The following is a 24,941-nucleotide window of genomic DNA, read 5'->3' as shown; positions in this document are numbered from 1 at the left end:
ATGTACAAAAAACTCGTTCTGGCTGCCCTTGCCATTTTAGCTATTGTTTATGGTTCTTATGCGCAAGAGTACAAGAACGAGTTTGGTTTTAAAAGTGATAACGATGCGTACCTTTGGTATGGCCAAGATCGCTATTACACCAACGGACTATTCGTTTATTTTAGGCGTGCAGTTGACCAACAGAAATTAAAAAGAAACTTAGAGAAAGCAACCTATGAGATTTCTGCAGGACAGAAAATGTATAACGCACTTTCTGGTTACCGGCCTGATCCAGCTACCCACGATAGACCTTTTGCGGCTCATTTATACGGAGGTTTGCAAACTAGTCTATTTTACAAAAATGAAAGCCTTTTAAAAGTTGGTGTAAACTTTGGTACGGTTGGACCAGATGCCTTGGGCGAAGAAGCACAAGATTTACTGCATCGCATTGTAGGTTTTTACCAAGTACAAGGTTGGGATTATCAAATCGCTAATGATTTTGCTGCTAATGCGAATGTGCAGTTTGCTAAGTTACTACACCGTAGTAGCGATAATGTGGTAGATTTTACCTTAGATACTTATGCAAACCTAGGGACCACTTATAATGGTGCTGGCGTAGGTGTTGTTTTTAGGGCTGGTGATATCAATCAGCTTTTTAATTCTGTGCATTATAATGCAAGCATTAGCAACAAGAGTAAAACTGAAAAACTAAAGAAGAAAGAATTTTACTTCTATGCCAAGCCTCAATTGAACTACGTAGCCTATGATGCCACGGTACAGGGCAGCTTATTTAACGATAACAGTCCAGTTACTTTCGATGTTAAACCTCTAGTTTTTTCGCAAAGTTTAGGTTTTAATTACAGTTCTCCGCGTTTTACGATAGACTACAGTTTAATTTTCTTATCGAAAGAAATTAAGAGCACAGCAAGAGCTCACCAGTATGGAAGTATTTCGATGTACTATCGCTTTAATTAAATAGTGATGAAAACAGCGAGAAAAATATTGCTTTATCTTGTCCTTATTTTTATTGCTGCTACTGTTACCTACAATTTTTGGCCAGAGCAGAAACTACCTTCGGGTTCTAAAATTGATTTTCTTTTGGTAGAGAAATCAAAGAGAACCATGAAAGCGTACCAAGGTGCAGAACCTTTGAAGACTTATCAAATTTCGCTGGGTGATAATCCAATTGGCCATAAGGTTTTTGAGGGCGATGAAAAAACTCCCGAAGGTGTTTATCGTATTAACGATAGAAATCCTAACAGCGGCTATCATAAAAACTTAGGCGTTTCTTATCCGAACCAAGCGGACAGAGAAAAAGCGAAATTACTAGGAAAATCCCCAGGTGGAGATATTAAAATCCACGGTTTACCCAATGGAGCTACTGGAATGATTAATAAATTGCATCGGTTTACCAACTGGACCAATGGCTGTATTGCAGTTACCAACTCAGAAGTTGACGAGCTTTATGAAGCTGTGATACCTAACGCCAAGATTGAGATTAGGCCTTAGTGCAGTAAGTTAGCAGAAATTCTCCTACTCCGTCATCTCGACCGCAGTGGAGAGATCTTTGAATTCAACTTTAAACCCATCAAAATTTAGCAGTCTATGCAGAGTTAAAAACAGCGGGATAGTAAATGCATATCCAAAGATTTCTCCATTCCGCTGCGCTCCAGTCGAAATGACGAAAATACCAACTCGTCACAACTAGGTTTCCTTCTACTGTCTTTTCCCTTCATTATCTTTGTCCAAAAAGGCAATAATGTTAACAACTTAATAACTGATATATAGCATGTTATACCTATTTTTAGACATGGAAAATTTAAATAAAAATTTCATAGTAGAAATCAAAAACGAGATATTGCATCATGCGTTTAGCCATGACACTAACTATGCATATCAAGAGGTGGGACAAATCTTGCGCAAAGTACAAGCAATTGCATTGAAACACTTTAGCCTTGATGCCGACAAATACGCAACAAGTTGGCTAACTTTAAACCTAAGACATAGTGAATTAGAGTTAAGCAAAATATATTGGCAAGATGGCAATAAAAGAGATAGAAGTGAAAGACTAAAATGGTTTGTTAATGGTTATATTGAAGCCTTAGATGGAATAATACTAAATCTGCCAATCAGTTCTAAAGTTTACATTCAATAATAATAACATTATGGTAGAGGAAACCTTAATCAAAACTAGGTTTCCTTCTACTCTCTTTCTTTTGAGCATTTACCGCCTTATTAGCTAACCGCCTTTCTTTAACCGCTTTTGGAATTTTACTAGCCTTTCTTACTTTTTGCACCTCCAGTCCAGCTTTCAAAATAGCAATCAATTTCAAAACTGTTCTTTGCTTATTCAACAACTGACTTCTATCTTCTTGCGAAACCACATGCAGCAAACCTTCCGTATCTAACCTCGAAGCAAGCTTATCTTTTAATCTCAGTTTTTCTTCTTCTGTGAAAAAATGCGCATCATCAATGTTAAAAATCAGTTCTACTTTACTAGATACCTTGTTCACATTTTGTCCGCCTTTACCTCCACTTCTCGAGGTTTTAAAGCTAACTACTTTTAATATATCTGATTGATCTGGCAACATGCCACAAATGTAGTTTTTATTTCATTAAGTACATTTAACTGTACTATATTTGCAGCTTATGAGAAAGAATTTGGTGATCGCTATAGACGGTTATTCGTCTTGTGGAAAAAGTACATTGGCAAAAGCGTTGGCAAAAAAGCTAGGCTTTATTTATATCGACAGTGGAGCTATGTACCGAGCAATTACCTTATATTTTTTGCGCAACAATGTAGACTTAGAAAATCATGATGCGATTGTAGATGCACTACAACATATCGAATTAAATTTCCACGCTAAAGATTACGAATCTCATATCACCTTAAACGGCGAAGAAGTTTCAGATGAAATTAGACTGATGCCGGTTTCTGAAGCTGTAAGTCCGGTTTCTGCTATTAAAGAAGTGCGTACTGAAATGGTGAAGCAGCAACAGCGCATGGGCAAATCCAAAAACATTGTGATGGATGGACGCGATATTGGCACTGCTGTATTCCCAGACGCACAGGTAAAATTTTTCATGACTGCCGACCCGAAAATTAGAGCGGAACGTAGATACAACGAAATGTTGTCTAAAGGCGATACCTCTATTACCTTAGAAGAAGTTTTCGAGAACATCGCACATCGTGATTATGCCGATACCACAAGAGTAGAAAGTCCGCTTACACGTGCCGAAGACGCAATTATATTAGATAATACCGAAATTACCGAAGCAGAGCAATTAGCTTTTGCTTTAGAAAAAGTTCAACCGTTTTTACACACCTAAAAAGAATATGATGATGCTTAAAACTAAAATCTTTCCGATAATCATTTTAAGTCTCTTTATATTTACTACGACTTGGGCACAGCACAGTATATCTTCCATTCCCGACCCAAAGCAACAAGGGCAAGATCATTTTGTAAGCAATCCCGATGGGATATTATCAAGTTCGGAAGTTAGCGAGCTCAATCAAATTGCTAAGCAAATTGAAGCTACAGGCAAAGTAGAATTTGCGGTAGTGGTCATTAACGATTTTACTTACGAAGACGATGATTTCAACTTTGCTTATACCCTATTTAACACTTGGGGAATTGGCAAAAAAGGTGCTAATAACGGATTACTGCTTTTGGTAGCCAAAGACAGAAGACGTTACCGTTTCATTACAGGTGCTGGTATAGAAGGTTTACTGCCGGATGTTACACTCAAACAGATTGGTGAACGGTCTTTAGTTCCTGCCTTTAAAGAAGGTAGATATGGTGCGGGAATCGTAGTTGCTGCTGGGGTTATCGAAAAAGTATTAACTTCTCCCGACGGCATCGCCGAGCTCAATTCATTAATCCCAAGAGAAAAAACATTTATAGAGAAGAACAGCAACTATTTTTTAATAGCACTATCCGTTATATTAGCTTATTTTGGCTTATTTAAGCTGATCAAAAAATGGGCACCAGAATCGCAGAAAAATTCGAAAAAGAATAGCAAATTTGAAAAAAATGTGTTTATCGGATGCGGCATTATATTTTTTGGTATCTTCTTTTGTGTTTTCGCTGTAACAATCTTCAATACCAATCTATTAGAACCAGAATTTTTACCTTGGACTATTGGCGCTGTAGCTTCTTTGATATTAACTATAAAAATAAATTCTGGTAGAACAACTATTAAAGAGCAGAGTAAAGATGTTGCCAGTTATCTCGAGGCAATGAAGAACTATCTAGCAAAAACCGCCATTTTAATTCCCTTTGCGCCACTAACCCTCATCGGATTACTTAAACAGTTTCTAAAAAACAAGGAACTGAGTAAGCAGCTTATTGCACCAGAAGGCTTTGAAGATTACCGACGTATAGATAGAAATTCAAATCCTACAGGCAAACCTCATTTAACTGCTGGGCAATACAAGGAAGAACAACTAGGCGTTAAAACTTATCAAATTTGGAAAGGTCGCCAAGCTGATGATATCGAAATTGTGGCTTGGCCAGGGGAGAAAAGTAAAAATTACTTCGAATGCGAAAAATGTGGATTTGTTACTTTGGGCAAACCTGAACAAAAAACAATCAAAGCGGCAACGTATAGCAGCACGGGACAGGCCGAGAAATTTCAAAGTTGCCAATTTTGCAAACATAAAATTGCTTTAGGCTTAGTTGTACTAAGTAAATTGGTTCGTAGTACAAGTAGTTCATCATCATCCTCTTCTTCATCATCTTCATCCTCATCTTCTGGAAGTTGGGGTGGCGGTCGAAGCAGCGGTGGCGGTGCTGGCGGCAGCTGGTAAAATGTATTAGCTACTTGATAGTAATCTCTTTATCGCTTATCTTCGAGGATTAACCAAATCATAGAAATGAGCAGATACAAAATTTTACTTGCCACTATCACCTTATTTAGCGGTTTAAATACCTATGCACAAAAAGGCTGGATTAATCTTTTTAATGGAAAAGACTTAAAAGATTGGAATATTAAAATCTCCAAACATAATTACAAGGAAAATTTCGGCAATACCTTTTACGTTCAAGATGGCCTGATGAAGGTAAAATATGATGGTTACCAAGATTTCGACAAACAATATGGACATATTTTCTACAAAAAACCCTTTTCTTATTATTTACTAAAAGTAGAATACCGATTTGTAGGCGAACAGGCAAAAGGCGGGCAGGAATGGGCTTTAAGAAATAGTGGAGCCATGTTGCACTGTCAAGATCCCGCTACCATGTTAAAGGACCAAGACTTCCCGATTTCTATTGAAGGTCAGTTTTTAGGTGGCAACGGAAAAGATGAACGCCCCACAGGAAATGTCTGTACACCTGGAACCACCATTGAAATTAAAAACAGCTTGTTTGAGACACATTGCCTAAATAGTACTTCCAAAACTTATCATGGTGAGCAATGGGTTACTGCAGAATTCTTGGTCTTAGGTGATTCGGTGATTAAGCATATCATTAACAAAGACACTGTTTTAACTTATACCAAACCAAAAATTGGCGGTGGTAATGTAGCTAATTTTGACCCTAAGGTGAAAGAAGATGGAAAGCGTTTAACTAGCGGATATATCTCATTGCAAAGTGAAAGTCATCCAATTGAGTTTAGAACAGTAAAACTTTTTGATTTGCAACCTTATGCAAATGATCAAAAGAAACTGGATAAGGTTTTGGAGAAATTGGGCAAAGAGTAGTTTTGTGGAATTTTTATTGAATTCGTCTCCTTGGCGCATGATCAAGAAAACTTTGTGCATATTATTACTTGCTGCTGCATTTTCTATACCGAAAGCATTCGCTTGTTATTGTAGTGAATCAACAATTACTTTTCCGTATCAAACCGCAGATTTTGTTGGAGTAGTTAAAATTTTAAAAAACTACAAAAACTATCCAAATACAAATGAGTATTACAGAGCCGATGTTGAAGTACTAGATTTGTATAAGGGCAAAAATTTAAAGCATTTATATATACTTGGAAGCAACGGAGTAGATTCCTATAATTCGTGTGGCACATTTATCAAAGAAGGTGAAGTTAGACTGATTTTTGGTAATTTCATGAAAGACAAATCTATATCAACCTATCTCTGCAAATCTTATAAAAGCCCTGAAGAACATTATTACAAACGAGATCAAGTTGAAGAAAAGCTGACATTACTAAAACGCTTTGCTAGAAAACACACCAATAAAATCCCTAATGAGGCATCGATATATATCGGTGACTTTAAGAAAACTATAAATAAAGATTCTGTTAATTACACTAGTCTAGTAGGCGTTGAACTAAAAAATAGCGGCGAAATAAAGAAAATATTCAATCTCACCAAAGATAACGAACAACTTAGAAGTGCGTTAGAAAAGTATTTTAGAAATACTTTTAATTGGAAAAGAATAAAAAGTATGAGAGAAAATAATACTGGCGATATTACCTTATTTTTTGAAGTACGACCTTACAAATCATAAATGTGTAAAACGCCGCACACATTTACAAATTAAAATTGGAAACAAATTCTTTTGCATTATTGCGAATACTTTGCCAGCCTTCGTTAAAAATAATATTTAGAATTAACCATAAAGAAAATAAGAAATATGTCAAGACCGAAGAGTATGTGTTTTGTATAGTTTTGGGCTGATTAAACCCGATAGCAGCGGAAATACTTTTTGTGTTGCGTCATTTCGAAGGAGGTACGACTGAGAAATCTCCTAGTTACTAGCACAAGTGTAACAGATTTCTCTCTGCGTTCGAAATGACGGAAAGGGAGACCACAAAAAGATTGCAGCGAATAGCGGGACTGTATTTGCCATGCTGCACTGATAAACTTTTCCAAAAAAATCTGTCTTTAAATTGAAACAAGGCAGTGCGAATTTTGGAAGAGATCCTTCGCTGCGCTCAGGATGACAATAGGTATAACTAAAAACCTCCAAACCAAAATTTAATTCATTAAATATCAGCAACATTTATTTAAAAATAGTTTTGGTTTTTTAAAATTATGCTTACCTTTGCCGTCCCTAAATAGGGAAAAAAGGAGATAATTAATTAATGGCAAAAAAACAAGTTGCAGAAAAAGAACTAGAGGCTAAAACAGCCGAACTACAAGGTGCAGACGCCCGTTTGAACCAAAAGGAAACTATTGAATCAGAAGCTGATTCAGTATCGATCGAGCAGATCAAATCACAATTAGCAACCCCTTCAGCAGATTTTGACTGGGATGCAGACGACAAAGTTTTTGGTAACTACAATGACGAAGACCGTAAAAAGTTTGAAGCAATGTATACTGATACTTTCAATCAAATCACTCAAGGTGAGATCATTTCTGGTACAGTAGTATCAATCAACAACAAAGACGTAGTATTAAACGTAGGTTTCAAATCTGACGGTTTAGTATCTGCTTCTGAGTTCCGTGATCTTCCTGAATTGAAAATTGGCGATTCAGTTGACGTGTTTGTAGAAGCACCTGAAGATGCAAATGGCCAGTTAATTTTATCTCGTAAGAGAGCTAAAACTCAACGTTCTTGGGAAACTATCAACGCTGCGCTTGACAATGACACTATCATCAACGGTTTCGTTAAAAGCCGTACTAAAGGTGGTCTTATTGTTGACATTATGGGTGTTGAGGCGTTCTTGCCAGGATCTCAAATCGACATTAAACCAATCCGTGATTACGATGTTTATGTTGGTAAAACAATGGAATTCAAAGTGGTTAAAATTAACCATGAGTTCAAAAACGTTGTTGTATCACACAAAGTATTGATCGAGGACGATTTAGAGTCACAAAAAGTTGAAATCGTTTCTAAATTAGAAAAAGGACAAGTACTTGAAGGTACTGTTAAAAATATCACTGATTTCGGTGTATTCATCGATCTTGGTGGCGTAGACGGTTTATTACACATCACTGATATTTCTTGGGGCCGTATAGAGCATCCAAAAGAAGTATTAGCTTTAGATCAAAAAATCAACGTTGTTGTTTTAGATTTTGATGATGAGAAAAAACGTATCGCATTAGGCTTAAAACAATTAACTGCTCACCCTTGGGAGAATTTAGATACAGCTATCCAAGTTGGTTCTAAAGTAAAAGGTAAAATCGTAACTGTTGCAGATTACGGTGCTTTCTTAGAAATCATCCCTGGTGTTGAAGGTTTAATCCACGTTTCAGAAATGAGCTGGTCACAAAACTTACGTTCTCCACAAGAGTTCTTAAAAGTAAGTGACGAAATCGAAGCTGAAGTTTTAACTTTAGACAGAGACGAGCGCAAAATGAGCTTGGGTATCAAACAATTAACTCAAGATCCTTGGGGTGGCGTTGCTGAGAAATATCCAGTTGGAAGCAAACACCAAGCTGTGGTTAAAAACATGACTAACTTTGGTGTGTTTGTAGAGATTGAAGAAGGAATTGATGGATTAATCCACATTTCTGACCTTTCTTGGAGCAAAAAAATCAACCATCCTAATGAGTTCACCAAAGTTGGCGATACTTTAGATGTTGTTGTGTTAGAACTTGATGTTGATAACCGCAAATTATCTCTAGGTCACAAACAACTGGAAGAAAACCCTTGGGATACTTTCGAAACTATCTTCACTTTAGATTCAATTCACCAAGGTACAGTAATTAAAGTAACTGATAAAGGTGCTGTAATTGCATTACCATATGGAGTTGAAGGTTTTGTACCAACAAAACACATGGCTAAAGAAGACGGTTCTGTATTGAAAGCTGAAGAAGTTGCTGATTTCAAAATCATCGAGTTTAACAAAGATGCTAAACGTATCGTTGTTTCTCACGCTCGTATTTGGGAAGAAGCTAAAGCTGAAGTAGTTGCAGAAGAAAGAGCTACTAAGAAAAAAGACGCGAAAGCGGCTAGCTCAGCTGTTAAAAAAGTGAAAGATTCAGTAGAGAAATCAACATTAGGAGATCTTGATGTGTTAGCTCAATTGAAATCACAAATGGAAGGCGAAGAGAAAAAAAACAAAGGTTAATTCTCTAAGTATTCCATAAATACATTAAATCCCGATAGCGAAAGTTATCGGGATTTTTTTTTATTGTTGGCACCATCGTCATTTCGACCTTGCGGAGAAATCTTTACAAGAAGCAGCATATTTAGATCGTCATTAGAAAATCAACTTTAGTAACACTTCGCTCGCTTCTGCCCTGCTTTCGCTCATAGTCCTAAGCTTCGTTACACTTCACCTTCGGGCTAATCCGCTCTATCAGGTTTAATTAACAACGGAAGTATATCTTGACTTATAAAACTTACGAAGTTTTGCAATAAAGGAAATAACTGCAAAAAACAGCATAAAAACTCAAAAACATTCAAATTATAAATTTAGTTTGTAAATAAATGTTATTTTTGAATATGAAGAAATTTGTATTAACCAGTTTGCTATTTGGTGCTTCATTATTGTCCGTAGCGCAAGTGAATATTATACCGAAACCAGTTGAGCTACATATAGGAAAGCAAGATGATGCATTTATATTAACTAATGAAACTGTAATTTATAGTCCCGATTCAGTATTAAATCGCTCGGTATCATTTTTAATAAACTACCTTAAGGCCAATTATGGTTTAGCACTTCAAGTTAAAACAAAGCTAGATACTAATGATAAAAGTAGAATTGTATTGCATTTGACAAAACCTTCTATGGGAGAACCTCCTTTTGATTATTATTCGACGTATAACTTACGGAGTTTCAAAGGTTCAATAAACGTCACCTCTCACAATGCTGAATTAATTTTCAACGGGATACAAACTTTGATCCAACTGCTACCAACCGAAAAAAGCAATAAATTAAAAGTACCTGCGGTTACCATTAACGATTATCCTCGCTTCGATTACCGTGGAATGCACTTAGATGTGAGCCGACATTTTTTTGATGTAGCAACTGTTAAAAAATACATTGATTATCTAGCACTCCATAAAATGAATTACTTCCATTGGCATTTAACTGATGACCATGGCTGGAGAATAGAAATCAAAAAATACCCGAAACTAACAGAAGTTGGTGCTTGGCGTAACGGTAGCATTGTAGGTTTGTGGCCAGGGAAAGGTAACGAAAATATCAAATATCAGGTGCTACCTAATGATGTGAAGATTACACCAGCTAATGCAGTTATCAAAACAGACGGAGTTCGTCATGGTGGATTTTACACACAAGATGAAGTCAGGGATGTGATTAAATATGCAGCAGACAGGTACATTACTATAATTCCAGAGATTGAGATGCCTGCACATAGCATGGCCGCTTTAGCAGCGTATCCAGAGTTTGGTACCGACCCAAAAAGTGGTTATAAAGTAGCCGAAACTTGGGGAATGATGAACAAATACAATAATGTTTTTGCCCCAACAGAGAAAACATTCGGCTTTTTGGAAGATGTACTTACAGAAGTCATGGCTCTGTTCCCTTCGAAATACATTCACATCGGTGGCGATGAAGCTTCCAAAATTTGGTGGAGAAAATCTGCAGAGACCCAACAAATGATGAAAGCCAATAATCTCAAAGACGAAAGTGCTTTACAAAGTTATTTCATTCATCGCATTGAGAAATTTGTAAACAGCAAAGGCAAAACCATTATTGGCTGGGACGAGATTTTAGACGGTGGTTTAGCTCCTAACGCCATCGTCATGAGCTGGCGTGGCGAAAAAGGAGGAATTGCCGCAGCAAAGTTGAAGCAAAGGGTAATCATGTCGCCAGAAGAAAAATTATACTTAAACCATAAGCAATTTATGAACGACGACAGCTTGGCTGCCAATAAATTTCTTCCTTTAGAAACAGTTTATAATTACGAACCTGTACCAGCAGAATTGAATGCCGAACAAGCTAAATACATTTGGGGTGCACAAGGTAATTTATGGTCAGAATATATCGGTAACCTAGCAAAAGTTGAGTATATGATTTTTCCTAGGATGGATGCATTAAGCGAAATTCAATGGTCGAAAAAAGAGCAAAAGAATTACCCAGATTTTTTGAACAGATTAAAAGCACAATTTAAACGCTACGATTTAATGGGCATTACTTATAGCAAGAGGTATTTGAACCCAAATCCATAACTTATAATTGGCCACAGATGCACAAATATTTACGATAAAATCTGTGCATTTTCGCTTGCTTTCGGTCGGTGTCTCACTGACCGAAACATCAAACATCGGCGGGTGAGACACCAGCCGATAATACGAATTATTATTATGTCACAGATATAATGATAATCTTTAGCTAATCATTTCATATTCTACCTAATCAAAACGTTACCCCTCTCTGGCTACGCCATCTCTCCCAAAGGGAGAGAATTAGGAGAGTTGCAATCTCTCTCCCTACCAGGGAGAGATGCCCAACGGGCAGAGAGGGTTAAATTGTCCCCTTCTCAGTTTAAAAATATACCTATGCCTTGTGGCTAACCCTTTTTTAAAAAATATTTCTTTCCTGTAATTTTTTAAGGTCATTGCTTACTAACTGTACAAATTAAACAGTTTTAAAATGAGCAATACAGAAAAAAACAGGCCTAAAGGTAGCATAGCTATTACAGCTTTTCTTATCATTATTCTCTCCACTACAGAAATACCGCCATTATTGAAATATCCGATGTTGGCAATCGCAACTATTTCTTTTATCATTGTAGCGGTACGTCTATATCACGAATTCAAAACCAAGCAACTTTTAAAGGATAGAAAGTAATGACCGAAAAATCCTATCTGCAAAAAATTGACGAGCACAAAGGTATCATCCTCAAAGTGGTAAATCTATATGCCGATGATTTGGAAGACAGGAAAGATTTGTACCAAGAAATTGTACTACAAAGTTGGAGTGCATACGCTAGATTTGAAGGTAACTCCAAGTTCTCTACTTGGCTGTACAGAATCAGCTTAAACGTTGCCCTTACCTTCCTAAATAAAAGCAAGAAAGCAACGCAGTTGAAGCAAAATAGTATACAAGAAATTGCCTTTGAGCCACAAGAATTATCTGAACGAGCAGACTTCCTCTATCGAGCAATTAAACAACTAGCGGAGGTTGACAGGAGTATCATCATGCTACATTTAGACGGTTTCGATAATGCAGAAATTAGCGAAATTATAGGACTATCTAAGGGCAATGCCACTGTTAAACTACACCGAATTAAACAACAACTCACTACTATTTTAAACAGAAAATAAAATGGATTTACAACAAGAGTGGAAAAATATGTCGGCAGAAATATTGACAGCACCGCAAAACGAACTGATTTCAAAATTCAAGTTAGATGGGCAGTCGAAAGACTTGCTGCAAGATTTAATATTTAAGTTAAAATGGAAGTTACGTTGGGTAAGAATAATCGATTTACCAATTTTAGCTATCGCTTTATTTTCGGATAGAGATTTGAAAATATTATTAATTGGCGTTTTTGCATTATATGAGGTATCCAGATGGTTTGGTGCTAGAGAGTTTCAGAAAATCAAAACAGTGGTAGATTACACTTGTAGTACAAAAGAGGTGCTAGATAACAATCTAAGTGCTATTACAAAAATTCTAGCGATAGAAAATATTTGGGGCTACATTACAGCTCCTTTAACTGGACCCATTGGGTTTTTGTGCTACAAGTTAACAGTACATCAAAGTTTTGCAAATGTATTTGAACTCCCAAATATTTATCTGCACTTAGGCTTGTTAATCCCGCTGGGCATTTTAGTTATTGTACTGGGAAATTTGATGAACCGCAGCATCTTTAAGAGGCAAATAGAGAACTTGAAAGTGAAGATTAGTGAATTTTCTGATGATGTAACCACATAGACACATGTCTTAATAGTCCGTCATTCCCGCGTAGGCGGGAATCGTAAAGCGAAAAAGTTTATTTAATTTCCTAAAGCATTACGATACCCAATCGAGTTGGGTATGACGCAAATCACAAAGTTACTGCCACAAAGGAAGCATCAGTATTTACAACCTACATCACCAACCTTGGCATCATACCCTGCGACTGGAAAGCACCAGGTGTCATCCCTACAATCTTTTTGAAAGCTCTGATGAAATAGTTAGCATCACTAAAGCCCAATTCGTAACTAATGGCAGCTATTTTAATACCTGGCTTGAGCAGCATTTCCTTCGCTTTTTTCATCTTTTCAGCCAAGATAAAATCATTCGGGCTAACGCCTAATTCTCTCTTGAACAAACGATAAAATGTAGCTTTACTCATACAAGCTTTATTACTTAAACTTTCAATGCTGATTTTCTCATTCAAATTAGATTTGATGTAACCAATTACATAGGCTAAGGGATTGTTATTGAGTGATTCACCCTGTAAAAGTGTTAAATTTTGGGTTTGCATAATCCTCACTAACAACTCTTTCAAAGTCAAATCTGCCAACACATCTTTTTCCCTAGAAGTGTCAGAACAAACTTTAATCACTTTATTAATTAAGTATGCTATCTCCTCGTTGTTATAGAAATGATATTCATCGTAATTCAATTTCCACTCTTCATCGCTACTCTCCTTCGGGAAATACTCATTCAAATATTTGATGGTCTGCTTAATCTGTCCGTTATCAATAGCCAAGGCAATACACTGCGTTGGATTTAAATCAGTCGCCTCTGGAAAATCAATTCTCATCGTCTCTGACGGAGGAACAATTACCGTTTCCCCTGGCAAATATTCAAACTCCTTTTTCTCATTCAAATGCATTACTTTTTTACCACGTAGCATGCTCGTAATCACAAAATCATCGAAAGTTAAAGGCACTTTGTAAGACTGCGTGTAAGTTTCAAACACATTCAATTCGCAGCGTTCCAAGGTATACGAGGTCCTATTTTCTACCAATGTTTGTAATTGCGATTCGCTGCTCAGTTTTACCAAATCAAGTTTGTGGTTCATCATTTTTATGCTTTGGTTAGATAACGGATTACTCCTTTTATTTGTTAAGTAAAGATAGAATTATTTCAAATCTATTACATTCCATGAAACGATAATGCTATCAATTGAAACAATTATACTATCCTTCGCGACGAATGAATACTAGGTTTGTAATAACCAAATTTTAAAATCATGGAACAAATTGTAAAAAAACCAGAATTCAAATCTCATTACAACAATTATATCAACGGTCAGTTTGTAGCGCCAGTTAACGGAAAATACTTCGATAATATTTCTCCGATCGATGGCAAAGTATTTACAAAGGCGGCACATTCCAGTCCAGAAGACTTAGAATTAGCAGTTAACGCAGCAGCAGAAGCTTTCAAAACTTGGGGCAAAACATCTGCTACAGAGCGAAGCATTATCCTTAATAAAATTGCACAACGTATTGAAGATAATCTAGAATATTTAGCTACTGTAGAAACCATTGATAATGGTAAAGCAATTAGAGAAACTTTAGCCGCAGATTTACCTCTCGGTGTTGACCACTTCAGATATTTTGCTTCGGTAATTCGTGCAGAAGAAGGTTCGCATACAGAGTTAGATGAACATACAGTTTCACTGATTGTGCATGAGCCAATTGGCGTAGTCGCACAAATTATTCCTTGGAACTTCCCTTTATTGATGGGGATTTGGAAACTAGCTCCTGCCCTAGCTGCCGGAAACACTGTGGTATTGAAACCTGCAGAAAGCACCCCAACATCTATCATTGTATTAATGGAACTGATTGGCGATTTGTTGCCTCCAGGAGTTGTTAATGTAGTGAATGGATTTGGAGCAGAATTGGGCCGTCATTTGGTAACCAACCCGAAAGTGAATAAAGCGGCGTTTACAGGTTCTACACCTACTGGTCGTTTGGTAATGCAGTACGCTACAGAAAACATCATTCCAGTAACTTTAGAGCTGGGTGGCAAATCTCCAAACGTATTCTTCAATTCTGTAATGGATGAAGACGATGCTTTCTTAGACAAGGCGATTGAAGGTGCGGTACTATTTGCGTTAAATCAAGGCGAAATTTGTACTTGTCCTTCAAGATTATTGGTACAAGAAGATATCTATGAAAAATTCATCGCTAAAGTGATTGAAAGAACCAACGCCATTAAAGTTGGTAGCCCCTTAGACAAAACGGTAATGATGGGTGCGCAAGCTTCAAAAATTCAGTTCGAGAAAATCAAATCGTATATCGAACTAGGTAAACAAGAAGGTGCAGAAGTTTTGGCCGGTGGCGATATTAACGAACTACCAGGCGAATTAGGCGGCGGTTACTACATCAAACCAACCATCTTTAAAGGCCACAATAAGATGCGTATTTTCCAAGAGGAGATTTTTGGTCCAGTACTAGCCGTAACTACTTTTAAAACGGTAGAGGAAGCCATTGAAATTGCCAATGATACCTTATATGGCTTAGGTGCCGGTGTTTGGACACGTGACGCTCACGAACTTTACCAAGTGCCAAGAGCTATCCAAGCTGGTCGTGTTTGGGTAAACCAATACCACGCTTATCCAGCAGGTGCTCCATTTGGTGGGTACAAACAATCTGGTGTGGGTAGAGAAAATCATAAAATGATGTTGGGTCACTATCGCCAAACAAAAAACATGTTAATCTCTTACGATAAAAACAAATTAGGCTTCTTTTAGTCGAACATATTGCCGTCATTCCCGCAGCTTGTCCCGATTATTCGGGATAGGCTTGAATCTCAAAATTATACGCATTAAGATTCCCGATTAAATCGGGAATGACGAAATGGTTAAAAAAGTAGGAAAAATGGTTAAACGATTAGATAGTACTGAAACAGCAAAAGAGCTAATTAAAGAGCTAAAAGCCCAACACGGCGAATTGATGTTCTACCAAGCGGGCGGCTGCTGCGAAGGCACCCAACCACAGTGCTTCCAAAAAGGAGGTTTTTACGTCCGGATGCACGATGTATGTATTGGAACCGTGGAGGATTGTGAATTTTGGGTAGACAAAGACCTATTCGAATACTGGAAATACTCCCATTTTACACTCGATGTATTAGATGGCTTTGGTGTAGGTGGTTTTTCTTTGGAGACACCTCTCGGCAAGACCTTCAAAATACATTATAAGTTATTTACCGAAGAGGAACTGAATAACTTGGAGCCCGTAACAACCGCAAAATAATTCTTAGTTTATATTTTGGTTTGATTTGCCAGTGAGCCGGTCGGCTTGCTGGCTTTCTTCGTTTAAAGCTAACAGTTGTGGCCGATATCCTATTTTAACCTGACCATCGTCACAGCCTTCCCTATCGCATTTACTTATTTTTAAGATAAACAATCATCCGTTCACTAAATTAATTTATTATGCTTCCAAACACCATGAAAGCAGCCGTTGTCCGCGAATTCGGAAAGCCGTTGCAAATCGAAGAAGTTGAGGTAAAAAGACCTGGCAAAAATCAAATTTTAGTAAAAGTTATTGCTAGCGGTGTATGCCATACAGATTTACATGCTGTAGAAGGCGACTGGCCAGTTAAACCAAAAATGCCATTAATTCCAGGACACGAAGGTGTAGGTTATGTAGTTGCCGTTGGTCCCGATGTAAATAACGTAAAAGAAGGTGATGCTGTTGGTGTGCCTTGGTTATACAGCGCTTGTGGTTGCTGCGACCATTGCATTACTGGTTGGGAAACACTTTGTGAAACTCAACAAAACGGTGGCTACAGCGTAGATGGAGGTTTTGCCGAATATGTAATTGCTGATGCTAGATATGTTGGAAAACTTCCTGTAAACACCGATTTCTTACAAATGGCACCGATACTTTGTGCAGGTGTTACCGTTTATAAAGGCTTAAAGCAAACCGAAGTTAAACCTGGCGAATGGGTAGCCATTTCTGGTATTGGCGGTTTAGGCCATGTAGCCGTACAATACGCTAAAGCGATGGGAATGAACGTAGCCGCTATTGATATTGCTGATGATAAATTAGCTTTAGCCAAAAGATTAGGTGCCGATGTAATTGTGAATGCCAAAAATGAAGACCCAGCAACAGTTATTAAAAAAGAAACCGGTGGAGTACATGGCTCCTTAATTACTGCGGTTTCGCCAATTGCCTTTAAACAAGGTTTACAAACCATGCGCAGAAAAGGCACTATGGTTTTAAATGGTCTGCCTCCTGGCACTTTCGACCTTTCTATTTTCGATACTGTACTCAATGGAACTACCATAAGAGGTTCTATAGTAGGTACACGTAAAGATATGATTGAAGCTATTGAGTTTGCCGTTGATGGCAAAGTTAAATCAAATGTTACCGCCGCTAAGCTAGAAGACGTAAATGATGTTTTTGAGCAAATGAAAAAAGGCGAAATAGATGGTAGAATTGTGCTGCAAATAGCAGAACAGTAATTCATAAGCCACGGATGCATAGATAAATGAATATCCTTCTAGCATTTCTCACTTGATTATCTGTGCATTTGTGGCTAAACCTTAATAAGCAGTAATTTCTCATGTTAACATCCTCTTTTAACTTTTATTACCAAAATCAGTAGAAAAAGCCAATATTTGAGCATCAATTTATAATTAAATATGCTGCGTAAAATCATAGCTGTATTGGTTACCATAGCCACATTGTGGGCTATAAAAGAAACTGTCGTTATTTTTACTACTACCGATGCAGATATTGTTGCAAAACGAAGCCAACTGATATTAGCGAGCTTAAGTATCACCATACCTTTGGTTATTATTAGCTTGTTGCTATGGCGCCCCAAACCTAAAGCAGATAACCATGAACAACGATAAGGATTTTTTAGAACAACTAGCCTCTCAGTTAAGCTGTCCAAAAGATACGATAGGCCTCGAAGTAGCAAATAACATGCATGAGAGTAATATTAGGATGACAAGAGCTGCAATAGCTGCACTTCAAATTACTGATGGTGACTTGATTTTAGAACTTGGTCACGGTAATTGCAAACACCTAACAGAAATCTTAGAAAAAGCAAACCATACTTCCTATTATGGGCTAGAAATATCAGCGCTGATGCAAAAAGAAGCTGCTGAAGTTAACAGCATGGCTACACAAGCCAATAAAGCATCTTTTCATTTATATGATGGACAAAAAATCCCGTTTTCCGTTAATACCTTCCATAAAATATTAACGGTTAACACTATTTATTTTTGGGAAAACCCAGAAGACTTTATCAAAGAAATTTACCGAGTTTTAAGACCAGGCGGTTTACTAGCCATCAGCTTTGCGGATAAAGACTTTATGGAAAGCCTACCATTTACTGCCTACGGTTTTGATTTGTATAGCAAAGAAAGAATTCATTCCCTGGCTGAATTTGCTGGTTTCAAAATCAAAGAAATTTCTTCTGCCACAGAAAAAATCAAGAGCAAGGCCGGAGACGAAGTTGAAAGACTTTTTTACGTCGCGTTGTTAGAAAAATAACCAGTTTTATTTCGCCAATCCACAAACTGGCGATTATTTAGTGCAAAACCGTCTATTTAAATTCACTATCTGATGCTTGATACCGATTTGTATTCAAGCGCATTTTTTATGTAGCCATACGAATTCTAGAAAAAACACTACGCTTATAAAGTTGTTCTCCTATAATGAAAACAAATGTGCTCTATTTGGTAAATTTAGCATGAAGTTTGTAATCATTGAAACCTAACGGCGAACAAACCAGTAGAATTAACCTTTCTATTCATCGATTTTTTTGGATACTAAATGGCAAAAGAGATAAAAGTTATCAAATGTCCTAATTGTGGCAGCGTAAATAAAATAGAGTTAAAACCTGATTTTTATAAATGCACTAGTTGTCAAACAGAATATTTTCTAGATGACAATGATGTAAATATCAATTATAACCACAACTATAATCACCATCATCCCTTTAATAATACCAACCCAAAAGCGTTAAAAGTTATAGGTATTGTTATCGCCTCTGTGTTTTTGTTTATTATGGCAATTACTTTTCTGAGTTCTATTTTCAGTAGTAAAAGCAGTAACAATAATTACTCGGCTTACAGCACTGCTACAAAACCCGAAGAAGACCAAGGATACTATACCAACAGATATTCTAACATCTCATTTTTGCAAAGTTCGGGGCAACCAATTATTCTTATTCTAGAAAATAGACGATATAAATCAAACACCAACCAACAACAGGATGGTACTTACTTAGCATTTTATAATCCAGTTAAAAAGGAACTAGTAAAAGCAGAAAAAGTAAGTGACAAATCATTATCCTCTTCAGATTTTAAATTCAAGCTATTTTCTGACGGCAACATCTACATGGTAAAAGATAAAGCCTCTTTATTAAAATTAGATACAGAAAATTTGAAAACGGAAGATGTAGGCAAAAAGTTCTTCGAAGCCAACAATGAGCTACAAATTGGCGTGGCTACTATGGAATTTGTCTACAGCGATAATGGCGATGGTTTGGTGATTTTAACCAATGATGGCAAAAAAAGATACTACTACCCGCTTATCCAAAAGTTGTACACCGAAAAAGAATATTACAAAGCCAACAATGGTTTCGACACACTTTTACCAAATGCCAAGGATAAAACGATCTATTTCTTCACTTCGGAAAGTTCAGATTATCCTGATGAAAAACTGCAGTTGATTCAACTTACCTATAAAGACAATGGTCCAGGTCCAAAAGATATTACCGACCGTTTGAGATGGAGTAAAGATTATGGAGGTTCTGGAATTTTTACAGATAGAGACCCTTACCGAAAAGTATTGGTAGGAAGATGGGAAAAAGATCGTGGTAGAATTGTGAATTGGAGAGATATCACTCCCGACAGGCTTTACTTTGCTCCTTCGGTGCTTATTGGAGAAGGCGAAAACTTAGTCATCCAATTTAGGGCTGATGCCAACACCAAAAGTCCCTTTAAATTGCAAAAAATAAATAAAGATAACGGTTCTGTAGAATGGACTGCCGCTCTGCCAGATGGAGCAAATGTAGAATCTTTAATTAGATATAAAGATGGTTTTACGGGAGTAAATGACAGAAATCAGCTCATCGTAATAGACAACAAAGGAAACATTACTAGCAACTATAAATTAGATTAATATGGGATTAGGTAATTTTTTTAGAAAACAATTATCTCAGGTAATTGAGTGGAACAACCAAAATGCGGCCCTATTGGTTTATAAATTCCCATCGGCTAACGACGAAATTAAAAATTCAAGTAAACTGATTGTAGCGCCTGGACAAGGCGTAATATTGGTATACGAGGGTAAGATAGCTGATCACATCACCGAGAACGGAATTTATGATATCGAATCAGACAATCATCCGTTTATTACCACACTTTTAAAATTGCGAACCAATTTCGAAAGTGAGCATAAGCTTAAAATCTATTTTTACAGAACTTCAGAAAATGTAAATCTAGGTTGGGGAACATCACAGGCTATCAAATACATGGATCCTGTTTACAAAATCCCAGTTGAACTTGGAGCAAACGGAAGTTTTTCATTTAAGGCAGGCAATCCATTATTTTTATTCGAAAACATCATTGGTTCCAGAGACAGTTACACTGTAGAAGAAGCTAAGCAATTGTTGCAAAGTCGATTTCCACAGGCTATTTCTTCCATCTTGGCAAAAAGCTTAATTTCTTATCAGGAAATAGATTCGCAACTTCCAAATCTTGCAGTAAATATCAAAGAAAGTTTAAATACAGAAGCTGAAAATTTAGGTTTGGTATTGACAGATTTTAAGGTTAACGGAACCATATTTGATGAAGGCACTAAGGCACGAATTGAGAAAATTGCAGACATTACTACAGACACTTTTGCAGCTAAAGAAGGTGGTTTAACCTACGTAGAACTAGAAAAACTGAAAGCATTGAGAGACGCTGCTCGTAATGAGGGAGGTCTTGCAGGTGCTGGTTTACAACTTGGCGTGGGTATGGAGCTAGGAAAAACTTTTAATGATGCTAAAGAAGAGCAACTGAATTCGACAGACACGGATGTAGTTACGAAACTTAAACAACTTAAATTATTGCTAACAGAGGGTATTATTACCCAAGAAGAATTTGATAGCAAGAAAAAAGAATGGTTAGATAAATTTTAAATCACGGTTATGAAAAAAGTCATTGGTATGCTCATACTACTTTTAAGTATAGCATTTATAGGCATTCTTATCTTAAAAGTATGGGGCATTAATATTGTAAGCTTAGACAGTATTTTAAAAAGTGGTTATACTTTGCTTTTGCTTGGGGCATTAATTGTTGTGTTAATTTTAGTGTATGGTGCTTTTTTAAAAAATGATGGCAGCAAGTATAACAAGCAAGTTGGTAACAATGCGCATCCAAAGCTGTAACTACAATTGGTAGATTTTTAGTTAAAAGTTAATCTAAAAATCTACTTCTTAATGCTGGAGTTGGTACCCAGCAGCTCTCTTGTTTACCGAACCATTTGTAGCGATTACGAGCGATAAACCTATAGATAGCATTTCTCAAAAATGGCGGAATGACGATAAATATGTACAAGATAGGCCAAAGTCCTCCCAATTTACGGGCTACTTTTAATGCTGCTGTAGACTGTTCGTATACTTTACCATTTTCTAGAAGCACAAAACTATTACCTTGTTTTACCTGCAAGGTGAATTTTTTCAAAGTTTTATAAGCAAAATCACTTTGTAATGCGGCAAATTTAAAATAGTTTTGTTTATCACGTTTAATAACAAATTGTACAGCGCCATTGCATAAGTTGCAAACCCCGTCAAAAAAAATTACTACATCTGTATTCATTGATTTGCAATTTAGCTAAACTTAAACATTTTTCAGATTTCGCAAACTAGTTCAATCCATTTTTGTTATACCGCTAATTTTATGTAAAAACGGACCTAAATCACTTTCATAACACTCTCAATGGTTGTAAACAACTACTCTAAAAATGAATCACAAATACATCTATCTTAACGGCCAATTGGTTTCAGAAGATGAAGCCAAGCTCTCAGTAACCGACCTAGCCATACAGCGAGGATACGGCATCTTCGATTTTCTAAAAATAATTAAGGGCAAACCCATTTTTATTGAGGACTATTTTGATCGATTTTATAACTCTGCAAACGAAATGAATCTGGAAATAGATTTAGAAAGAAAAGAATTACACGCTGCTGTTAATTCTTTGCTGGCTAAAAACAATATTCCTAACTCAAGTATAAAACTTATTCTTACCGGTGGATATTCTGAGGATGGTTATCAAATTGCCAAACCCAATTTAGCAATTATCCAGTCACCTTTTGAATACGACCAAGCAAGTTTTTACAAAGGGTTAAATTTAGTTTCTCATAATTACCAAAGGCAATTTCCTGCAATAAAAACAATAGATTATTTACAGGCCATACGATTACAGTCTTTATTAAGTTTAAAGGAATCGGATGATTTATTATACCATAACAATGGGAAGATAAGGGAATGTCCCAGAGCTAATATTTTTATAGTGAAGGACAATGAAGTAATTACACCAAGCACAGCAGTTTTAAGAGGAATAACTCGAAGTAAAATATTAGGTATCAAACTAAATGGAATTACCATTAAGGAACGAAATCTCTATTTAAAAAATTTGATTGAAGCTGATGAAGCATTTGTGACCAGTTCTACCAAGAATGTTTTGCCCGTGTTAAGTTTAGATGGGAAACCAATTGGCGACGGGAAACCTGGAAAAATCACTTCCGCATTAAGTGAAAAACTTCTGGAAATGATTAGTAATCATTAGTTTTCGATGAGTATGTAAAATAAAAAACCGTAGAACTGTAAAAACCTCTCCCTACCCTCTCCTTATAAAGGAGAGGAGAACAAGATGCAAAAACATTGCATAGATAGGCTCTTCGCTATTCTCTGCCTTTTAGGGAGAGATGCCTAAAAGGCAGAGAGGGTTTTTTAAATTATAACACAGGTTAAAGTTTTATAAACCAGATTGTAACGTAAAGCCCGCAAACAATCCGCCAGTTGGCGGAAAGTGCGGACTTGAAGTGAAAAGCGGGGCTAACGCTAACTTTAGTAGTCTACTGATTTTCCAAAAAAAATTTAACGAAATAGTGAAAGTTTTTTTGGTTCACGGTTTCTATTGACAGTTAACCGATTAACCGCTTAAACAATTAGCCATTCATAGCAACATTCAAACTTTCCAACTTTTCAACTTTTCAACCTTAAAACATTTACCTATATTTGTGCAATCCAAGTGCAATGCAAAAGAGAACTCTACTCAGCGGCCAAAAACTTCAAATCACAATTAAGCGACTTTGTCATCAGCTAATTGAGAACCATATCGATTTTAATAATACTGTTTTAATTGGCATACAGCCAAGAGGAACTTTTTTTGCCGATAGGGTCCATCAAGAATTATCGGAAATTTTGAAAACCGACACCATTAAAAAAGGTCATTTAGACATTACTTTTTTTAGGGATGATTTTAGACGTAAAGATGGTTTGGTTACCGCCAGCAGCAATACCATTGATTTTATTATTGAAGGCAAGCAAGTTATTTTAATTGATGACGTGCTTTGGACCGGACGGACCATACGTGCGGCAATGGATGCACTTTTAGCTTACGGCAGACCAGAAAGCGTAGAACTGATGGCCTTAATTGACCGTAGGTTTTCTAGACACTTACCTATTGAAGCTAACTACGTTGGCCTACAAGTAGACTCTGTAGATTCGCAAAAGGTAAAAGTGAGCTGGAAAGAAAACGAAGGTGAAGACAAAGTAATTTTATTATCAGAACCGTCTATGTTAAAATGATAATTTTAATATAGTAAGCTCTATCTGACAACTGAAAAACAATATAACAAACAGATAACCAGCAATAAAAATGGCAGCAGACAAATTATCAACACGACATCTTTTAGGCATTAAAGACATTAACCTGAATGATATTGAATTGATTTTCGAAACTGCTGATAATTTTAAAGAAGTGATTAACCGCCCGATAAAAAAGGTGCCTTCTTTAAGAGATATTACCATTGCGAACATCTTTTTTGAGAACTCAACCCGTACTAAGCTATCATTTGAATTGGCAGAAAAAAGGCTTTCTGCAGATGTAGTAAACTTTGCTGCTTCTTCCTCATCGGTAAGTAAAGGCGAAACATTAATTGATACCGTAAACAACATTTTAGCGATGAAAGTTGATATGGTGGTCATGCGTCATCCTTATGCTGGTGCGGGTCAGTTTTTAAGCCGTCATATTAATGCACAAATTGTGAACGCCGGCGATGGCGCACACGAACACCCAACCCAAGCTTTGCTAGATGCTTTCTCGATTCGTGAGAAATTAGGTGATGTAGCTGGTAAAAAAGTGGTAATTGTAGGTGATATTTTGCACTCTCGTGTGGCTATCTCTAACATTCTTTGCTTGCAAAAACTAGGCGCAGAAGTAATGGTTTGCGGCCCTACTACCTTAATTCCAAAACATATTGCTGCGCTTGGCGTTAAAGTAGAGCATGATTTAATGAAAGCTTTAAATTGGTGCGATGTGGCAAACATGTTGCGTATCCAATTAGAGCGTATGGATATCAAGTACTTCCCTACTGGTAGAGAATACTCAATGATGTACGGTTTGAATAAGCAGATACTAGACAGTTTGGATAAAGAAATTGTGGTAATGCACCCAGGACCTATCAATCGTGGGGTGGAGATTACCAGTGATGTAGCTGATAGTAAGCAGTCGATTATATTAAATCAGGTAGAAAACGGAGTAGCGGTAAGAATGGCTGTGCTTTATCTTTTGGCAAGCCAGAACGATAAATAATTAATGACCCCACAGGAAAAACAATTTGTAGACTATTGGGCTGAAAAGCGGAAAAAGTGGAGCTGGAGAAAGCATAGCTATCAAACTTTTATCACTATTGTTTTGCCTGTTGCACTGCTAATCGATTTCGTTAATTACTTCATTATCGGCGACACCGAATACGCCTTTTTTTCTTTTACCCATTTGTTCACTTTTCTTATCAATATGCTTCTACTTGGTGTAGTGATCATTCTTGGTTCTGGTTTTACCAATTGGAACTATAATGAGGGAAGATACTGGAGCATCCTTCGAAAAAACACCAATAAATTGCAATAGACTAAACAATTTGCTGTCACTTACTATCCAATGCTTTAGTGCATTTAAATACTATTCTTTGATCAA

At 36.8% G+C, this 24,941-nt stretch carries 27 protein-coding genes; 24 read left to right on the top strand and 3 right to left on the bottom strand.

Annotated features, from left to right (window positions below):
- From CRO54_RS00190 to CRO54_RS00180, 3 genes are all read left to right on the top strand, one after another.
- Positions 1-954: a lipid A deacylase LpxR family protein gene (locus CRO54_RS00190; protein ID WP_097127304.1), complete on the top strand. Its 954-nt coding sequence runs from the start codon at positions 1-3 to the stop codon at positions 952-954.
- A 6-nt stretch (positions 955-960) separates the two neighbouring features.
- Complete coding sequence (locus tag CRO54_RS00185; protein WP_097127302.1) at positions 961-1,488, top strand: L,D-transpeptidase family protein; 528 nt, start codon at positions 961-963, stop codon at positions 1,486-1,488.
- A gap of 301 nt (positions 1,489-1,789) precedes the next feature.
- Positions 1,790-2,134 (top strand): hypothetical protein, encoded by a 345-nt coding sequence (locus tag CRO54_RS00180; RefSeq protein ID WP_097127300.1) that lies wholly within the window; start codon positions 1,790-1,792, stop codon positions 2,132-2,134.
- A gap of 25 nt (positions 2,135-2,159) precedes the next feature.
- On the opposite strand, the gene arfB is transcribed toward CRO54_RS00180, so the two are convergent.
- On the bottom strand, positions 2,160-2,570 hold the full coding sequence (gene arfB / locus CRO54_RS00175; RefSeq protein ID WP_097127298.1) for an alternative ribosome rescue aminoacyl-tRNA hydrolase ArfB: 411 nt from the start codon (positions 2,568-2,570) through the stop codon (positions 2,160-2,162).
- 58 nt (positions 2,571-2,628) lie between these two features.
- Here arfB and cmk point away from each other — a divergent pair, with 58 nt between their 5' ends.
- The 9 genes from cmk (at position 2,629) to CRO54_RS00130 (ending at position 12,732) form a co-directional block, all read left to right on the top strand.
- A complete protein-coding gene (gene cmk / locus CRO54_RS00170) occupies positions 2,629-3,309 on the top strand; it encodes a (d)CMP kinase (protein WP_097127296.1) in 681 nt (226 codons plus the stop codon).
- Positions 3,310-3,322: 13 nt separating this feature from the next.
- The gene (locus tag CRO54_RS00165; protein WP_171047791.1) at positions 3,323-4,789 is read left to right on the top strand and encodes a TPM domain-containing protein; all 1,467 of its coding nucleotides are present in this window, start codon (positions 3,323-3,325) and stop codon (positions 4,787-4,789) included.
- A 66-nt stretch (positions 4,790-4,855) separates the two neighbouring features.
- A complete protein-coding gene (locus CRO54_RS00160; RefSeq protein ID WP_097127292.1) occupies positions 4,856-5,683 on the top strand; it encodes a 3-keto-disaccharide hydrolase in 828 nt (275 codons plus the stop codon).
- On the top strand, positions 5,634-6,443 hold the full coding sequence (locus tag CRO54_RS00155; protein WP_144371931.1) for a hypothetical protein: 810 nt from the start codon (positions 5,634-5,636) through the stop codon (positions 6,441-6,443). Before CRO54_RS00160 ends, CRO54_RS00155 begins: the two co-directional genes overlap by 50 nt.
- Positions 6,444-7,020: 577 nt before the next feature.
- Positions 7,021-8,952: a 30S ribosomal protein S1 gene (rpsA, locus tag CRO54_RS00150; protein WP_097127288.1), complete on the top strand. Its 1,932-nt coding sequence runs from the start codon at positions 7,021-7,023 to the stop codon at positions 8,950-8,952.
- A gap of 377 nt (positions 8,953-9,329) precedes the next feature.
- Positions 9,330-11,021, top strand: coding sequence for a beta-N-acetylhexosaminidase (locus CRO54_RS00145; protein WP_097127285.1), 1,692 nt, complete (start codon positions 9,330-9,332; stop codon positions 11,019-11,021).
- 424 nt (positions 11,022-11,445) lie between these two features.
- Positions 11,446-11,643: a hypothetical protein gene (locus CRO54_RS00140; protein ID WP_097127283.1), complete on the top strand. Its 198-nt coding sequence runs from the start codon at positions 11,446-11,448 to the stop codon at positions 11,641-11,643.
- The gene (locus CRO54_RS00135; protein WP_097127281.1) at positions 11,643-12,119 is read left to right on the top strand and encodes an RNA polymerase sigma factor; all 477 of its coding nucleotides are present in this window, start codon (positions 11,643-11,645) and stop codon (positions 12,117-12,119) included. Before CRO54_RS00140 ends, CRO54_RS00135 begins: the two co-directional genes overlap by 1 nt.
- 1 nt (position 12,120) lies before the next feature.
- Positions 12,121-12,732 carry a hypothetical protein gene (locus tag CRO54_RS00130; protein WP_097127280.1) on the top strand — a complete coding sequence of 204 codons (612 nt, stop codon included), beginning with the start codon at positions 12,121-12,123 and terminating at the stop codon, positions 12,730-12,732.
- A 154-nt stretch (positions 12,733-12,886) separates the two neighbouring features.
- Here the strand turns inward: CRO54_RS00130 and CRO54_RS00125 are convergent, their stop codons facing one another.
- A complete protein-coding gene (locus CRO54_RS00125; RefSeq protein ID WP_097127277.1) occupies positions 12,887-13,810 on the bottom strand; it encodes an AraC family transcriptional regulator in 924 nt (307 codons plus the stop codon).
- Positions 13,811-13,981: 171 nt separating this feature from the next.
- Here CRO54_RS00125 and CRO54_RS00120 point away from each other — a divergent pair, with 171 nt between their 5' ends.
- From CRO54_RS00120 to CRO54_RS00085, 8 genes are all read left to right on the top strand, one after another.
- A complete protein-coding gene (locus tag CRO54_RS00120; RefSeq protein ID WP_097127275.1) occupies positions 13,982-15,487 on the top strand; it encodes an aldehyde dehydrogenase family protein in 1,506 nt (501 codons plus the stop codon).
- Between the two features lie 106 nt (positions 15,488-15,593).
- On the top strand, positions 15,594-15,989 hold the full coding sequence (locus tag CRO54_RS00115) for a DUF779 domain-containing protein (RefSeq protein ID WP_240774977.1): 396 nt from the start codon (positions 15,594-15,596) through the stop codon (positions 15,987-15,989).
- A gap of 194 nt (positions 15,990-16,183) precedes the next feature.
- Entirely contained in the window at positions 16,184-17,203 is a 1,020-nt protein-coding gene (adhP, locus tag CRO54_RS00110; protein ID WP_244904275.1) for an alcohol dehydrogenase AdhP, read from the top strand.
- A gap of 180 nt (positions 17,204-17,383) precedes the next feature.
- Positions 17,384-17,596 (top strand): hypothetical protein, encoded by a 213-nt coding sequence (locus CRO54_RS00105; RefSeq protein ID WP_097127271.1) that lies wholly within the window; start codon positions 17,384-17,386, stop codon positions 17,594-17,596.
- Positions 17,583-18,242, top strand: coding sequence for a class I SAM-dependent methyltransferase (locus tag CRO54_RS00100; RefSeq protein ID WP_097127269.1), 660 nt, complete (start codon positions 17,583-17,585; stop codon positions 18,240-18,242). The genes CRO54_RS00105 and CRO54_RS00100 overlap by 14 nt, the downstream gene beginning before the upstream one ends.
- A 282-nt stretch (positions 18,243-18,524) precedes the next feature.
- Positions 18,525-19,877, top strand: coding sequence for a hypothetical protein (locus CRO54_RS00095; protein WP_097127267.1), 1,353 nt, complete (start codon positions 18,525-18,527; stop codon positions 19,875-19,877).
- Between the two features lies 1 nt (position 19,878).
- On the top strand, positions 19,879-20,880 hold the full coding sequence (locus CRO54_RS00090; RefSeq protein WP_097127265.1) for an SPFH domain-containing protein: 1,002 nt from the start codon (positions 19,879-19,881) through the stop codon (positions 20,878-20,880).
- Positions 20,881-20,889: 9 nt separating this feature from the next.
- Positions 20,890-21,129, top strand: a complete 240-nt coding sequence (locus CRO54_RS00085) for a hypothetical protein (RefSeq protein ID WP_097127264.1) — start codon at positions 20,890-20,892, stop codon at positions 21,127-21,129.
- A 28-nt stretch (positions 21,130-21,157) separates the two neighbouring features.
- On the opposite strand, the gene CRO54_RS00080 is transcribed toward CRO54_RS00085, so the two are convergent.
- On the bottom strand, positions 21,158-21,559 hold the full coding sequence (locus CRO54_RS00080) for a thiol-disulfide oxidoreductase DCC family protein (RefSeq protein ID WP_097127262.1): 402 nt from the start codon (positions 21,557-21,559) through the stop codon (positions 21,158-21,160).
- A gap of 145 nt (positions 21,560-21,704) precedes the next feature.
- On the opposite strand from CRO54_RS00080, the gene CRO54_RS00075 reads away from it, so the two are divergent.
- The 4 genes from CRO54_RS00075 to CRO54_RS00060 all read left to right on the top strand — a co-directional run bounded on the left by CRO54_RS00075 (position 21,705) and on the right by CRO54_RS00060 (position 24,875).
- Positions 21,705-22,529 carry an aminotransferase class IV gene (locus CRO54_RS00075; protein ID WP_097127259.1) on the top strand — a complete coding sequence of 275 codons (825 nt, stop codon included), beginning with the start codon at positions 21,705-21,707 and terminating at the stop codon, positions 22,527-22,529.
- Positions 22,530-22,999: 470 nt separating this feature from the next.
- Positions 23,000-23,554, top strand: coding sequence for a bifunctional pyr operon transcriptional regulator/uracil phosphoribosyltransferase PyrR (pyrR, locus tag CRO54_RS00070; protein ID WP_097127257.1), 555 nt, complete (start codon positions 23,000-23,002; stop codon positions 23,552-23,554).
- Positions 23,555-23,624: 70 nt separating this feature from the next.
- Complete coding sequence (locus CRO54_RS00065; protein ID WP_171047790.1) at positions 23,625-24,560, top strand: aspartate carbamoyltransferase catalytic subunit; 936 nt, start codon at positions 23,625-23,627, stop codon at positions 24,558-24,560.
- A 3-nt stretch (positions 24,561-24,563) separates the two neighbouring features.
- Positions 24,564-24,875 carry a hypothetical protein gene (locus CRO54_RS00060; protein ID WP_097127253.1) on the top strand — a complete coding sequence of 104 codons (312 nt, stop codon included), beginning with the start codon at positions 24,564-24,566 and terminating at the stop codon, positions 24,873-24,875.
- Positions 24,876-24,941 lie beyond the last annotated feature (66 nt).

The organism is Pedobacter xixiisoli (assembly GCF_900215335.1).
GTDB classification, from domain to species: Bacteria; Bacteroidota; Bacteroidia; order Sphingobacteriales; family Sphingobacteriaceae; genus Pedobacter; species Pedobacter xixiisoli.
Note: the sequence above shows the minus strand (reverse complement) of the source record. Positions and strands in the feature narration are given on the sequence as shown.

Bases quoted from the DNA above. Each gene is read 5' to 3' on its own strand.
- CRO54_RS00060 (WP_097127253.1), top strand. From the start codon at position 24,564: ATGACCCCACAGGAAAAACAATTTGTAGACTATTGGGCTGAAAAGCGG.
- CRO54_RS00080 (WP_097127262.1), bottom strand. From the start codon at position 21,559: ATGAATACAGATGTAGTAATTTTTTTTGACGGGGTTTGCAACTTATGC.
- CRO54_RS00090 (WP_097127265.1), top strand. From the start codon at position 19,879: ATGGGATTAGGTAATTTTTTTAGAAAACAATTATCTCAGGTAATTGAG.
- CRO54_RS00130 (WP_097127280.1), top strand. From the start codon at position 12,121: ATGGATTTACAACAAGAGTGGAAAAATATGTCGGCAGAAATATTGACA.
- CRO54_RS00155 (WP_144371931.1), top strand. From the start codon at position 5,634: ATGATCAAAAGAAACTGGATAAGGTTTTGGAGAAATTGGGCAAAGAGT.
- CRO54_RS00095 (WP_097127267.1), top strand. From the start codon at position 18,525: ATGGCAAAAGAGATAAAAGTTATCAAATGTCCTAATTGTGGCAGCGTA.
- CRO54_RS00125 (WP_097127277.1), bottom strand. From the start codon at position 13,810: ATGAACCACAAACTTGATTTGGTAAAACTGAGCAGCGAATCGCAATTA.
- CRO54_RS00145 (WP_097127285.1), top strand. From the start codon at position 9,330: ATGAAGAAATTTGTATTAACCAGTTTGCTATTTGGTGCTTCATTATTG.
- CRO54_RS00120 (WP_097127275.1), top strand. From the start codon at position 13,982: ATGGAACAAATTGTAAAAAAACCAGAATTCAAATCTCATTACAACAAT.
- CRO54_RS00105 (WP_097127271.1), top strand. From the start codon at position 17,384: ATGCTGCGTAAAATCATAGCTGTATTGGTTACCATAGCCACATTGTGG.
- pyrR (WP_097127257.1), top strand. From the start codon at position 23,000: ATGCAAAAGAGAACTCTACTCAGCGGCCAAAAACTTCAAATCACAATT.
- CRO54_RS00115 (WP_240774977.1), top strand. From the start codon at position 15,594: ATGGTTAAAAAAGTAGGAAAAATGGTTAAACGATTAGATAGTACTGAA.
- adhP (WP_244904275.1), top strand. From the start codon at position 16,184: ATGAAAGCAGCCGTTGTCCGCGAATTCGGAAAGCCGTTGCAAATCGAA.
- CRO54_RS00190 (WP_097127304.1), top strand. From the start codon at position 1: ATGTACAAAAAACTCGTTCTGGCTGCCCTTGCCATTTTAGCTATTGTT.
- CRO54_RS00135 (WP_097127281.1), top strand. From the start codon at position 11,643: ATGACCGAAAAATCCTATCTGCAAAAAATTGACGAGCACAAAGGTATC.
- CRO54_RS00100 (WP_097127269.1), top strand. From the start codon at position 17,583: ATGAACAACGATAAGGATTTTTTAGAACAACTAGCCTCTCAGTTAAGC.
- CRO54_RS00185 (WP_097127302.1), top strand. From the start codon at position 961: ATGAAAACAGCGAGAAAAATATTGCTTTATCTTGTCCTTATTTTTATT.
- CRO54_RS00160 (WP_097127292.1), top strand. From the start codon at position 4,856: ATGAGCAGATACAAAATTTTACTTGCCACTATCACCTTATTTAGCGGT.
- cmk (WP_097127296.1), top strand. From the start codon at position 2,629: ATGAGAAAGAATTTGGTGATCGCTATAGACGGTTATTCGTCTTGTGGA.
- CRO54_RS00075 (WP_097127259.1), top strand. From the start codon at position 21,705: ATGAATCACAAATACATCTATCTTAACGGCCAATTGGTTTCAGAAGAT.
- CRO54_RS00140 (WP_097127283.1), top strand. From the start codon at position 11,446: ATGAGCAATACAGAAAAAAACAGGCCTAAAGGTAGCATAGCTATTACA.
- CRO54_RS00180 (WP_097127300.1), top strand. From the start codon at position 1,790: ATGGAAAATTTAAATAAAAATTTCATAGTAGAAATCAAAAACGAGATA.
- CRO54_RS00065 (WP_171047790.1), top strand. From the start codon at position 23,625: ATGGCAGCAGACAAATTATCAACACGACATCTTTTAGGCATTAAAGAC.
- CRO54_RS00085 (WP_097127264.1), top strand. From the start codon at position 20,890: ATGAAAAAAGTCATTGGTATGCTCATACTACTTTTAAGTATAGCATTT.
- rpsA (WP_097127288.1), top strand. From the start codon at position 7,021: ATGGCAAAAAAACAAGTTGCAGAAAAAGAACTAGAGGCTAAAACAGCC.
- arfB (WP_097127298.1), bottom strand. From the start codon at position 2,570: ATGTTGCCAGATCAATCAGATATATTAAAAGTAGTTAGCTTTAAAACC.
- CRO54_RS00165 (WP_171047791.1), top strand. From the start codon at position 3,323: ATGCTTAAAACTAAAATCTTTCCGATAATCATTTTAAGTCTCTTTATA.